The sequence below is a fragment of the Parafrankia sp. Ea1.12 genome (assembly GCF_900465275.1).
Classification (GTDB): domain Bacteria; phylum Actinomycetota; class Actinomycetes; order Frankiales; family Frankiaceae; genus Parafrankia; species Parafrankia soli.
In genome coordinates this window covers 39065-51242 of sequence record NZ_UBIZ01000399.1, presented here as the reverse complement: position 1 = coordinate 51242, position 12178 = coordinate 39065, and the positions used below count along the sequence as shown (strand labels likewise).

Here is a 12178-nt window from a genome sequence, read left to right as displayed (position 1 = left end):
CTGCCGGGGCGCTCCCGCCGCCGCTCACGCTCCCGTTCCCCCGCCCGTGGCCGAGGTTGGGATCGGGACCGGAGCCGGGGTCGGGAGGCCCCAGCCCGCCGCTGGCACCCGCCCCGGCAGCGTCGGGACCCGTCGGGAGTCCATATGGATCAGCCACCCTCCGCGCATTCCCCGCCTCGGGCGGATCACTCACCCCACGCCGGCCCGCGCCGCTCACACCGCCGCTCCGCTCTCGGCCGCCGACCCCGTGCCGAGCGGGGCGAACGGGACGACGGTGCGCGGCTCGGCCTGGGCGTGCCGGTCGAACAGCACCGCCCGGTTCGGCGTCGTGCCCGCCGTGACCGGACGGTGTCCCGCCAGGCCGAACAGGTCACCACCGGGCAGGCCCGTCGCCGCCCAGGCCGCGATGTCGTCCCGGTGCCCCGGGCCGAGGTCGTCGACGAGCCGGGACGGCGCCCGCCACCAGCAGAGCAGGTGCACGCCGGTGGCCGGGCCACGCCGGGTCAGCGTCCGCAGGTCGTCGAGACCGGACCGGCGCGACGCGTCGTCGCGCGCCTCGAGCCCGGCGCGGCCGGCGTCCATCGCGAACACGACGATCAGCCGCATGCCCGCGGCGGCCTCGCCCCGCCCGGCCAGCGCGGCCTCCTCCCGGGCCCGGATCTCCGCCGCGGCCGACCCCAGCACCCCGCGCAGACCGGTGACGTCCGTGACATGGGTGGGATGCCCGGAGCGCCGCAGGACGTCCGCCATGACCTCGGCCGCGGCCACCGTGGCCGGATCGGCGGCGACCACGTCGACGACCAGCCCGCCGCGCGGCGTCTGGGCACCGACGGACACGGCGGCCGCCTGGACCATGCCGACCGCCTCGCGGCGCAGCGGGCCGAGGATCGCCAGGTGCCGGCCCGGCAGCCGGGCGAGCCGCACCCCCACCGCCGGCGGGGCCAGGTCCAGCGGGACGCCGACGAAGGCCAGCGGGTCCCCCGCCGCCTCCCCGGGCAGCGGCGCCGGCCGCCCGGCCAGCGCCTGGAAGGCCGGGTTGTCGGCGAGGACGGCCGGCGCGTGGCCGACGAACACCCGCGGCGCCCGCATCGGCGGGACGGCCCGGGCCACGAGGGCCTCGATCCGCTCCCGCAGCCCGGCGATCACCTTCGGGTCGGGATAGGCCACCCGGACGTGCTCGTTACCGATCGGATGGCCGTTGCGCCGGTTCACGATGGCCTCGCCGACCCCGGACAGCGCGCCCGCCGCCTCGTTCGCGGTCGACAGCAGAACCCGGGACTCGGAGATCGACGTCCGCAGCGCGACGCGCAGCGCGAACTGGCCGAAGATCGATCCGCGCTTGCCCGCGGTCGCGTCCAGGGCGTCGATGCCGGACAGCGTCTGGCTGGCCAGCAGCAGGTGGATCCCGTAGGCGCGGCCCTGGCGGGCGATCACCTCGAGCAGCGCGACCGCCTCCCGGGCGACCGCGTCGAGTGGGGTGAGCATGACCTGGAACTCGTCGATCACGATCAGGGTGCGCGGCCAGGCGGAGCTGCGGTCGGCGGCACGCAGCCCGCGCAGGTCGCGCGCGCCGACGGCCCGCATCGTCACCGAGCGCCGCTGCATCTCGTCCCGGGCGGCGCGCAGCACCGCGACGCCGAACTCCCGGTCGCTCTCGATGCCGACGGTGTCGGCGTGCGGAAGGTAGAAGGGGTCGCCCGGACGCGCGGCGAACTGGGCGAACTCCAGGCCCTCCTTGAAGTCGAGGAGGTGGAAGCGGAGCTGGTCCGGGCCGTAGCGGGCGGCCAGCCCGTAGACCACGTCGAGCAGCAGGGTCGACTTCCCGGCCCCGGCCTGGCCGCCCACGAGGCCGTGCACGGTGTCGTCATCGAAGGCGAGGGTGACCTCGCCGTCCGGGCCGTGCGCCACCGGGACGGAGACCCCGGCCGAGCTCTCGTACTCCCAGAGCCCGGCGGGCAGCAGGCCACCCAGGTCCGGCGCACGGGCGGCGGCGCGCTCCACCCCGGCCGCGACCCGGGCGGTGACGTCCGAGACGACCACCGACGGCGGGGGGGCGTCCAGGACGCAGCCGAGCAGGCCGGACAGGGTGGTGCGCCAACCGCCGGGCATCCCGCCGTCGCTCTCGCCGCGCAGGGCCAGCAGCTCGACCGCGGTGATCGTCTCCGCGTTCGGCAGCCGCCCCGCGGCCCGCCCGCCGGGGACGTCGACCCCACCGCCCCCGGGTTCGACGACCGCGATGACGTGCACCCCGCACGAGGGGCCCTGGGAGGCCACCGCGTCCAGCGCACGGGCGGCCTCGTCGGGCAGGGACGGCCAGCCCAGCAGCACCAGCAGCCGCCACGGCTCCGACCGGGGCAGGCCGGCGTCCTCCCGTTCGCGTAGCGAGTCGAACCGGCCGGCGAGGCGTTCGACGGTGATCCGACCGACCTCGCCGGAGAGCTCGGCGAGGGCGAGCTCGAGGCGCGCGCGGCTGGTCAGCGTCGGGCCGACGACCCCGGCCACCCGCAGCGGGGCGAAAGCGGCGAGGCCGGCCCCGAGCTCGTGCGGGTCGTAGACAGTGATCCGGACGCCACCCGGGGGGACGCTCGCCAGGATCCGGGTGAGCAGGCCGCGGACCAGGCCGACCGCCTCGCCGCGGCGGGGGCGGGTGGTCTCGATCTGGAGGTTTCCCGCGTCGAGCAGCGGCACCGCCAGCGGCACCTCGACGGTGCGCTCGCCGCGGGCCAGCGGCGGCACGAGGATCCGGCCCAGCCGCCACAGCCCCGGCCGGACCGGTGGCCCGGGCGTGGGGTCGGCGCCGCCCGCGGGCAGTGTTCCCCGCCACTCCGGCGCGTCCCAGCCGGCGCCGGCGAACGCGGGCGCCTGCCGCCGGGCGAGCGCGCCGGCCTCGCTCAGCGCGAGCGCGACCTGGTCGAGATCGCCGGCGAGGTCGGCCGGCACCGCGCCGAGCGTCTCCGGGTCGAGCGCGGCGGCCGACGGGACGGGCAGCGCGCCGGAGGCCAGCTCGGTCGCCTGCTCGTCGAGCTGGTCGGCGAGCGCGAGCGCCGCCTCCAGGCTCTCCGTGATGCCGGAGACGAGCAGGCGTGCTCGCCGCGTGCCCGACACCGCGACCTCCTCGCGACAGACGACCGGAACGTCTCCTGACCGGGCCGCGTCCGCGACGCCACGACACCCGCCGCCACCTGACCTGGTGCCAGCTGGCGGATCACCACCAGCGATCAGTCACTGGCACACCACGCTAGCGACCGTTGCGTCACGTCGGGCCGTTTCACCGCATGCGGAACCGGCGACCACCCGGGTGTCTCCGGCCGGTGTCCCCGGCCAGTTCAGCCGATAACCGTGGGAAACACCCGATGATGAACTGGACCGTACCGGATGCCCGCCGGGACACCGACGGTTTATCCGCTGTGTCGCGCGTGTTCAATGGCCCGGCGGAGGAGCATCGACGTGGACGCCGTACGGGAGGCACACAAGTGGCGGATCCGGGGCGCATGTCCGGCCTGGACGCGGGGTCGGAGACCGAACCGGACGGGCTGGCGGGCCCCGGGGCCCCGGCCGGCGTTGGTGGCGGCGGCGGTGCGGGCGACGTGGATAGCGTGACCGGTATGGAAGGCGTGGCTGGTCTCGACAGCGTGGCTGAAGTTGACAGCGTGGCGGGTGGCCCGCTTCAGGCCGCCGCCGCGGCGGAGGCGCCGGCGGACCGACCGCTGGCCGTCATCGACGTCGACGGGGTGGTCGCCGACGTGCGGCACCGCCTGCGCTTCCTGCGGGCCCGCCCCGGTGACTGGGACGCGTTCTTCGCTGCCGCGGACGTCGATCCGCCCCTGGTCGAGGGGGTGGAGCTGGTGCGCTCGCTCGCCCGCGACCACGAGGTGCTCTGGTTGACCGGGCGCCCGGAGCGTTCCCGGGCCGCGACCGAGCGCTGGCTGCGGGAACAGGGGCTGCCCCTCAACGAGCTACGGATGCGCCCGGACGCGGACCGCCGCCCGGCGCGGATCTTCAAGCGCTCCGAGCTGCGCCGGCTCGGCGTGCACCGCCGGGTCGCCGTCGTGGTCGACGACGACCCGGCGGTCGTGGAGCTGCTGCGCGCCGACGGCTGGCCCGTGCTGCGCGCCGACTGGGTCGCCTACGAGCCCACCCTGGGCAACGCCCAGAACACCGAGGGACGCACCTGAGGCCGCGGCCCGCCACGATCGGGCCCTGCCGCGATCCGGGCGGCCTGATCTCGCGGCCTCGTCAGCCTGCGGCGTCCCTTCGGAAGGCCCGGACGGCCAGCGGCCCGAACAGCAGCAGGATCCCGCCGCACCAGGCGAGCGAGAGCAGCAGGTCGTCAGCCACCGGGCCGCCGAGGAACAGGGCGCGCACGGCATCCACCGTGACGGTGACCGGCTGGTGGTCGGCGAACGCCTGCAGCCAGCCCGGCATCGTGTCGACCCGGGCGAAGGCGGAGCTGGCGAAGACGAGCGGGAAGACCCAGATCATCCCGCCGGACTGTGCCGCCTCCGTGCTGCGGACCGACATGCCGATCACCGCCGACACCCAGGAGAAGGCGTAGGAGAAGATCAGCATCACGCCGAATCCCGCCAGGATGGCCGGAACCGTGGTGTCACCGAAGCGGAAGCCGACCGCCAGGCCGACCAACAGCATGATCAGGATGATGAAGGCGTTACGGACCAGGTCGGCGAGTGTCCGCCCGGTCAGCAGGGCCGAGCGGCTCATCGGCAGCGACCGGAAGCGGTCGATCAGCCCCTCCTCCTTGTCGTTGGCGAGGCCGATCCCGGTCATCATCGCGCCGAAGATCACTGTCTGCACGAAGACGCCGGGCATCAGGAAGTCGACGTAGTCGAGATCCGGGCCGACGTCGATCGCGCCCCCGAACACGTAGCTGAACAGCAGGACGAACATCACAGGCTGGATGGTCGCGAAGACCAGCAGCTCGGGCACCCGCCAGGTCTTCATCAGGTTGCGCCGGCACATCACCCAGGCGTCGAGGAGCTCCCAGGTCAGCCGGCTCCGCCGCGCGACGGGTGTCAGGTCGAGAGTGGTCATGCCTTCACCAGATCCCGCTCGTCGTCGCCGGTACGCGGGCCGGGAGGCCCGTCGTCACCGCCCGGCCCGCCGGGGCCGGTCGCACCCGTCGGGGCGGCGCCGTGACCGGTCAGGGTCATGAAGACGTCGTCGAGGGACGGGCGGTGCAGCGCGACGTCGACGATCGTGACCCCGATCTCGTCGAGGCCGCGCACGACCTCGGCGAGGATGCCCGCGCCGGAGACCGGGACGCTCACCCGGCGCTCGTCGGCGTCCACGGTGGCCGCGCCGGTACCGGACCGGGCCAGCACCTCGGCGGCACCGCCGAGGTCGCAGCCCTCGGCCACGGTGATGTCGAGCCGGTCGCCGCCGATCTGGCGCTTGAGGTCGTCGGTGGTTCCCTCGGCGATGACCCGCCCGGTGTCGACGACGGAGACCCGGTCGGCGAGCTGGTCGGCCTCCTCCAGGTACTGCGTGGTGAGCAGCACGGTGGTGCCGTCGCGCACGAGGTCGGCGATCACCCGCCACATCGCCTGGCGGCTGCGTGGGTCCAGCCCCGTCGTGGGCTCGTCCAGGAACAGCACGGCCGGCGCCATGATGAGGCTCGCCGCGAGGTCTAGGCGCCGACGCATGCCGCCCGAGTACGTCTTCGCCTGCCGCCCGGCGGCCTCGGCGAGGTCGAAGCGCTCGAGCAGCTCGGCCGCCCGCGCCCGCGCGGTGCGGGCTGACAGCCGGTACAGCCGGCCGAACATCTCCAGGTTCTCCAGGCCGGTCAGCCGCTCGTCGACGGCCGCGTACTGGCCGGTCAGGCCGATCCGGGGACGGACCAGCTGCGGCTGGCGCAGCACGTCGACCCCGAGGACCTCGGCCCGCCCACCGTCGGCGGCGAGCAGCGTGGCCAGGATGCGGACAGCGGTCGTCTTGCCGGCCCCGTTGGGGCCGAGAACGCCGTGGACCGTGCCCTCCGCGACGAGGAGGTCGAGCCCGGCGAGGGCCGTATGTCGGCCGTAGCTCTTGCGAAGGCCCTCGACGAGGACCGCGGGATGATCCGTCACACGGGGACCGTACGCCAGGCCACCGACAGTTCCCCAATGGTTTTTCCCCGCGGGGCGTGCCGATCAGGCCGAGCTGCGCCGCCGCCGGCGGTGGGCCAGCTCGTCGCCGGGGTGCGTCGCCGCCGGGTTGCCGGGGCGCTCGCAGGGCAGCTCCGCGAGCTGGCCGCGCATGTCCTCCAGCGCCCGCCCGACCGCGATCGCGAAGACGCCCTGACCACCCCGGACCAGGTCGATCACCTCGTCGTCCGAGGTGCACTCGTAGACGGTCGAGCCGTCGCTGATGAGGGTCAGGTGGGCGAGGTCCGCCACTCCCCTGGTCCGCAGATGGTCGACGGCGGCCCGGATGTTCTGCAGCGACACCCCGGCTTCCAGCAGCTTGCGGACGACCCGCAGGACCAGCACGTCGCGGAACGAGTAGAGGCGCTGGCTGCCGGACCCGCTCGCCCCGCGCACGCTGGGTACGACCAGGCCCGTGCGCGCCCAGTAGTCAAGCTGGCGGTAGGTGATGCCGGCCGCCGAGCAGGCCGTCGGCCCGCGGTATCCGACGTCGTCACCGGGCGGCTGCGGGATCTCGTCGCCGAAGAGCTGACCCTGCTCGATCATGGTCGTCCGCTCGGCATCCACCCAGGCGGGATCGGCTTCCTCCGGCGCCACCCGCGCGGCTGCTCCGATCGAGGTGCCACCATTCACCAGTCCCATCCTCCGGACAGTCCGGGAGCCTCACGGCCCGCCCGCTGACGACACCGCCCACACCGGCGCCGCGCCACACGCCCACCAGCCCGGGCCCGCGCCGCGTCGGCGGCGGGGCACCGTGGCCGCCCCCGGCGGCGAACGGCGACGCATCCCCGCGCCGGCCGGCGCACCGGATAGGCAGTCGGTTCGCCCGACCGTAAGGGCGGGGCATCGTCTCTTCAATGATCCAAGCCGGCGTGTCCGTAGTCCAGCGGACATGCTGGCCGCACCAGGACAAGTGTGCGCCCAACCGGACGAGCTACCCCGCTCGGGTCACATCCGGCGCGGCACCGGGCCTCGCGGCCCTCCGAGCCTGGTTCAGGAGCCCGGCGTGTTGAAATCCTCCGGCGAGATGGTGTCCAGGAACTCCCGGAACTTCTCCAGCTCGCTCTCCTGCTCCTGTTCCTGCTCCTCCGGGACGGTGATCCCGGCCTCGGCCAGGACCGCCTCGACCCCGTACACGGGCGCGCCCATCCGCATGGCCAGGGCGATCGCGTCCGAGGGGCGGGCGGAGACCTCCACGCCGTTACCGAACACCAACGTGGCGAAGAAGACTCCGTCCTGCAGGTCGGTGATGGTGACCTGGGTCAGCTCCGTCTGGAGTGCCCGCAGCACATCCCGCATCAGGTCGTGGGTCATCGGCCGGGCCGTGGTGATGCCCTCCTGGGCGAAGGCGATCGCCGTCGCCTCGACCGCGCCGATCCAGATCGGCAGGTACCGCTCCCCGCCCACCTCCTTGAGCAGGACGATCGGCTGCTTCGACGGAAGCTCGACACGCACGCCGACGATGTCCAGCCGATGCACCGATCTACCTCCTAGCGCAGGTGGGGTAGGGCGGGACGCTGTGACCGGAGCCAGAAAACCCCACGGGGAGACAGTATCCCCGCTACCGCCCCGCGTCAGCGCGCCCGCCAGTTCTCACTTTCCGTGGAAGATGGCGCCGTTTTGGGTGACCGTGCCCCGCTAGCCTGGCCGGCTGCCGGTCAACCGGGTCCGCAACAGCGCGGCATGCATGCGCACCAGCAGGGTGGCGAGCTCGTCGGCGGTCTCCGCGGCGCGACCATCCGACTCCGACAGACGACCGGACCGCAGCGGCGCGACCGCCGCCTCGATGAGACCTGCCTCACGATCCGCCGCCGCGCGGGCGGCACGCAGGTGCCGCGCCTGGACGCCGTGCGCCGCGAGCAGGGCCACGGTACGGGCCACCAGCAGGGCGTCGGAGTCGTAGTAGCCGCCGCCCGCGATCGGGCCGACGAGCCCGTTGCCCTCCAGTTCGGCCAGCGAGTCGTCGTCGAGGCCGCTGGCGGCGAGCAGCTCGCGGCGGGACAGACGGACCCGCTCCGCGCCCAGCAGGCCGTCCAGGCCGCGGACAGCCGGCCGGTCGGGCACGGCACGCGGGCCCGTCCGGGGCAGCGGGGTGTCGCCTCGGTCGAGCGCCGCGAGCTCCTCCTTGATCACGCGCAGCGGGAGGTACCGCTCACGCTGGGCGTGCAGCACGTGCCGCAGGCGCATGACGTCGTCGAGCGAGTACTTCCGGTAGTTCGCGCTGGTGCGCGCCGGCTCGACCAGCCCCTCGGACTCCAGGTAGCGGATCTTCGAGAGGGTGATGTCGGGGTACTCGGTGCGAAGTCTGTCCAACACCTCGCCGATGTTCAGGGTCTTCGCGGCATCCTCGGGCCGCTGTCCCGGGCCGCCCCGCCGCGACGATCCCGGCCGGGACTCCTCCGCACGACCGGACGAGCGCATGGGTTCCGCCGCGGCGCTGCTGCCGCCGCTCACCTCGTCGTGGACCTGTTCACCGAACCCCGACCCCCCCATAGGTCGCGCCCGTCAGGAAGACCAGGCGGAACTTGCCGATCTGGACCTCGTCGCCGCCGGTGAGCTCCGCGGAGTCGATCCGCTCCCGGTTCAGGTAGGTACCGTTCAGGCTGCCGACGTCACGCACGGAGAATCCCTTGGTGTAGGGCGACCGGTGGAACTCGGCATGCCGCCGGGAGACCGTGACGTCGTCGAGGAAGATGTCGCTCTCCGGATGGCGCCCGACGGTGGTGAGATCGGCGTCGAGAAGGAACCGGCTGCCCGCGTTCGGGCCTCGCTTGACGACCAACAGGGCCGAGCCGGGCGGAAGCGCGTCGACGGCGGCGACGGCGTCGCGCTCGGTCGACTCGTCGACGTGGTCACCCTCGATGCCGGAGAGCGCGGCGGCCAGGTTGAGCGTCGACGTCTGCTCCGCGGGTCGCTCCGGCGCCACGGGCTCGCCCGGACGCACCAGAGGCGACCCGCACCGCGCGCAGTACAGCGCGTCGGACGGGTTCTGCTGGCCGCACCTCGTGCAGAACACAGTCTCGTCCGCTTCCTGCCGGATGCCCGCAGGCGGGAGCCCGGCCGCTCGGTCCGCCGCCCTGACGGCGGCAGGAATGTTCCCCGACAGGGGCCTGACCCGATGTGATCGGGCACTCACCCCGCGCGAACGGCCGAACGCGGCGGTGTCCGCGGCCGATGCCGTCACGGCGCACTTCGAGGCTAGTGCATCAGGCGCACCGTCGTGAAAAGGGTGCGTCGGGTGTTTGTTCGGCGTGGCGCCACCGCACACGGGCGGTGGCCGCCCTTCACTTGACATCGGACGAGGTAGGACATAACCAGGCCAATGCGCATAGCACCGTCCAATGACCGCGCCCGCCCCGGGAACGCCCGTCCCGGAATGACAGTCCGGCCACGAACTTCACGCCGGCCGCGAACTTCCCGCGCGGCTACTGCTCCTTGACGTGCTCGCGGTAGGCGGCGGCGTCGAGCAGGTCGTCGAGGACGGCCGCGTCCACCACCGTGACCTCGACCAGCCAGCCCTCCCCGTAGGGGTCGGAGTTCACCAGCTCGGGAGCGGCGACGAGCGCCTCGTTGCGGGCCGCGACCTCACCGGAGACGGGCGCGTAGATGTCGGAGACGCTCTTGGTCGACTCGACCTCGCCGCACGGCTCCCCGGCCGAGACGGCCTGCCCGACCTCGGGCAGCGACACGAAGACGATGTCGCCGAGTGCCTCCTGCGCGTACGCGGTGATGCCGACCCGCACCCTGTTCCCTTCGGCCCGGGCCCACTCGTGCTCACGGGTGTACTTCAGGTCGTCCGGGTACACCGGAATCGCCTCCTGCGGTCGTGGTGCCGAGCGCCGGCACGGGCGTCGACGGACGCATGGGACCGTCCGGACGGCCGGCGCCCACCGCGACGGCGTCGTCGCGGGGCACGCCCCTCAACCGGCTGGACGGGCAAAACGGGGGGTCGGAACGGCCCGCAGCGCCCTGATCTCGATCCGATCCGAGTTCGTGACCTCAGCATGCGCGCCATCCCGGGTAGCTACCGTATCGAGCACTCCGCCAGGAATCCGCATTGCCTGGGCAAGCGTGTGCGCGTCCCCGACCACGCGCAGGTCGTAGGGCGGCACGGCACTGCCGCCGTCCACGGTCATACCGCCGCCGGGAGCGTCGACGATGTAGGTGGAGGCCACAACACGGACACCGGAGAGCTCGATCGCCTCGGCACCGGCGTCCCGCAGCTCCTGCAGGGCGTCGACGAGGATCCACGCCTCGACGGTCCCCCGCGGGTCGTCGATGCGGAGGGTGACGCCCGGCCCGGTCGCCGGGCCGGTGCCGGCGAGTACCGCCAGGGCCTCGGCCTCGCGGCGGGCCCGGTCGAGGTCGGCGTCGCCGCGCGCGCCGTCGGCGACCGCGGCGCGGGTCTGCTCGAGACCGGTGGCCTCCACCTCCAGCCGCCGCCCGGCGACGGCGAGGTCCTCCAGCTCGGTGGCGAGCTCGTCGGGCCGGGCCGCCGCCAGCCGCTCGGGCGTGTCGGCGATCCGGATCATCACGGCGACACCGAATCCCAGCACCGCGAGCAACAGAACCGTCACGTATCGCAACAGCCGCACCCGGGAGCCGGTGCCGCCGCTCGTCGCCTTCCCGACAGTCGGGTGCACGACAGCGGGGCCGCCGCCGGCCGGCCCCGTGGTGTCCGGCGGCTCCCCGAGCGGCGGCTCACCGGGAGGCGACTCGCCGGGCGGCGGCACGTGGAGCCGAGGAGTGCGGGACGGCAGCTCGTCGGTCACAGTTTCAGCAGCGATCGGCGGACCGCGCTCGCGTTGGTGAAGATCCTGATGCCGAGGACGACGACCACCGCGGTCGACATCGCGCCGCCGACGCCGAGCGCGTCGCCCAGCGCGACGAGCGCCACGGCCAGCAGCACGTTCGACAGGAAGGACACGACGAAGACACGGTCGGAGAAGACCCGCTCCAGCGCCGCGCGCAGGCCCCCGACCGCCGCGTCCACCGCGGCGACCACCGCCACCGGCAGGTACGGGTCCAGCCAGGTCGGGGGCTTCGGCGCGACGAGGAGCCCGGCGACGACGCCGACAACGAGCGCGAGCAGGCCGGTGATCGCACCTTCACGGGTCAAGATCCGCTCCCTCGGGCATATCGGAGGCTCGGGCTGGGGGCCGGCGGCACGGTGACGTCGTCCAGGCGGGCGACGGTCACGGCGTTCGGGGGCGCGCCCATCCGGGTGCGCAGGCGCAGCGTGACCGCCGCGGCGGTCACCCCCGGAACGATCGTGTCAGGGTCCCCGACGACGTCGACCACGTAGGGTGCCGCGACCGGGCTCAGGCCGACCAGGATCGTGTCGCCCGCGGCGCGCACCGCGCTCAGCGCGGTCAGCCGGACCCCGTTCACGGCGATGGCCTCGGCGCCGGTGGCCCACAGCGCGTTCACCATGTCGGCCAGGTCGTGGTCGGCGAGCCGGCCGTCGGGGCCCTGTGCCGTCGGCCGCGGGTTGCCCGCGTCGGCGGGCGGCCCGGCCGACGGGTCGACGAGGGTCACCCTCGCGCCGAGGCCGCGTGCCGGCGCCAGGCCGGCCGGCGCCGCGAGCGCGTCGATCTCGGCGTTCGCGACCGCCCAGAGCCCGTCGGCCGTCCGGCGCCGGTTCACCAGGCCCTCAGTGGCGGAGCGGAGCACGGCCACCGAGGAGGCGAGGCCGTCCCGGTGGGTGGAGCGGGCCTCGTACTCGGCGCTCAGCCGCGCCCGCAGCCGCTCCCGGGACGGCGCGTCATCGACCGCCTGGCGCACGCTCACGGCGACAAGCAGGCCCGCGAGAAGCAGCGTCAGGGGCAGCAGCAGCCGCCTGGCCCACCCGCCACCGCGCCGACCGCCACCGCGCCGACCGGCTCCGCGCGCGGCGTTGGAGTCCCGCGCGTAGGCGGGCTCGAGCGCGTCGGCCACGATCCGCTCGAGCACCGTCGCCGCGGCGCCGCCCGCCAGCGGGCTCCCCCCGCTCGCGCGCGTGGTCAGCCGTGTCCGTCCGTGCACATCCGGCATTCTCG

General features: G+C 74.3%; 12 protein-coding genes. 1 reads left to right on the top strand and 11 read right to left on the bottom strand.

Going from position 1 to position 12178, the window contains the following annotated elements; translation table 11 throughout:
• Nucleotides 1–213: 213 nt before the first annotated feature.
• Complete coding sequence (locus FMEAI12_RS23210; protein WP_112107825.1) at nt 214–3105, bottom strand: FtsK/SpoIIIE domain-containing protein; 2892 nt, start codon at nt 3103–3105, stop codon at nt 214–216.
• Between the two features lie 491 nt (nt 3106–3596).
• On the opposite strand from FMEAI12_RS23210, the gene FMEAI12_RS23205 reads away from it, so the two are divergent.
• The gene (locus tag FMEAI12_RS23205; protein ID WP_235014346.1) at nt 3597–4175 is read left to right on the top strand and encodes a hypothetical protein; all 579 of its coding nucleotides are present in this window, start codon (nt 3597–3599) and stop codon (nt 4173–4175) included.
• A 61-nt stretch (nt 4176–4236) separates the two neighbouring features.
• On the opposite strand, the gene FMEAI12_RS23200 is transcribed toward FMEAI12_RS23205, so the two are convergent.
• From FMEAI12_RS23200 to FMEAI12_RS23155, 10 genes are all read right to left on the bottom strand, one after another.
• Nucleotides 4237–5049, bottom strand: a complete 813-nt coding sequence (locus FMEAI12_RS23200) for an ABC transporter permease (RefSeq protein ID WP_020462472.1) — start codon at nt 5047–5049, stop codon at nt 4237–4239.
• Complete coding sequence (locus FMEAI12_RS23195; protein WP_112107824.1) at nt 5046–6083, bottom strand: ATP-binding cassette domain-containing protein; 1038 nt, start codon at nt 6081–6083, stop codon at nt 5046–5048. Before FMEAI12_RS23195 ends, FMEAI12_RS23200 begins: the two co-directional genes overlap by 4 nt.
• 63 nt (nt 6084–6146) lie before the next feature.
• Nucleotides 6147–6773 (bottom strand): MerR family transcriptional regulator, encoded by a 627-nt coding sequence (locus tag FMEAI12_RS23190; RefSeq protein WP_112107828.1) that lies wholly within the window; start codon nt 6771–6773, stop codon nt 6147–6149.
• A gap of 360 nt (nt 6774–7133) precedes the next feature.
• The gene (locus FMEAI12_RS23185) at nt 7134–7619 is read right to left on the bottom strand and encodes a bifunctional nuclease family protein (RefSeq protein WP_006540374.1); all 486 of its coding nucleotides are present in this window, start codon (nt 7617–7619) and stop codon (nt 7134–7136) included.
• 159 nt (nt 7620–7778) lie between these two features.
• A complete protein-coding gene (locus tag FMEAI12_RS23180) occupies nt 7779–8594 on the bottom strand; it encodes a MerR family transcriptional regulator (protein WP_071063911.1) in 816 nt (271 codons plus the stop codon).
• Between the two features lie 16 nt (nt 8595–8610).
• A complete protein-coding gene (locus tag FMEAI12_RS23175) occupies nt 8611–9156 on the bottom strand; it encodes an FHA domain-containing protein (protein ID WP_020572244.1) in 546 nt (181 codons plus the stop codon).
• A 409-nt stretch (nt 9157–9565) separates the two neighbouring features.
• Nucleotides 9566–9946, bottom strand: a complete 381-nt coding sequence (gene gcvH / locus FMEAI12_RS23170; protein ID WP_112107823.1) for a glycine cleavage system protein GcvH — start codon at nt 9944–9946, stop codon at nt 9566–9568.
• Nucleotides 9947–10060: 114 nt separating this feature from the next.
• Nucleotides 10061–10912 (bottom strand): DUF881 domain-containing protein, encoded by an 852-nt coding sequence (locus tag FMEAI12_RS23165; RefSeq protein WP_112107822.1) that lies wholly within the window; start codon nt 10910–10912, stop codon nt 10061–10063.
• A complete protein-coding gene (locus FMEAI12_RS23160) occupies nt 10909–11259 on the bottom strand; it encodes a small basic family protein (protein ID WP_112107821.1) in 351 nt (116 codons plus the stop codon). Before FMEAI12_RS23160 ends, FMEAI12_RS23165 begins: the two co-directional genes overlap by 4 nt.
• Entirely contained in the window at nt 11256–12173 is a 918-nt protein-coding gene (locus tag FMEAI12_RS23155; RefSeq protein ID WP_112107820.1) for a DUF881 domain-containing protein, read from the bottom strand. The genes FMEAI12_RS23160 and FMEAI12_RS23155 overlap by 4 nt, the downstream gene beginning before the upstream one ends.
• Between the last annotated feature and the right edge of the window lie 5 nt (nt 12174–12178).

Bases quoted from the DNA above. Each gene is read 5' to 3' on its own strand.
- FMEAI12_RS23155 (WP_112107820.1), bottom strand. From the start codon at position 12,173: ATGCCGGATGTGCACGGACGGACACGGCTGACCACGCGCGCGAGCGGG.
- FMEAI12_RS23200 (WP_020462472.1), bottom strand. From the start codon at position 5,049: ATGACCACTCTCGACCTGACACCCGTCGCGCGGCGGAGCCGGCTGACC.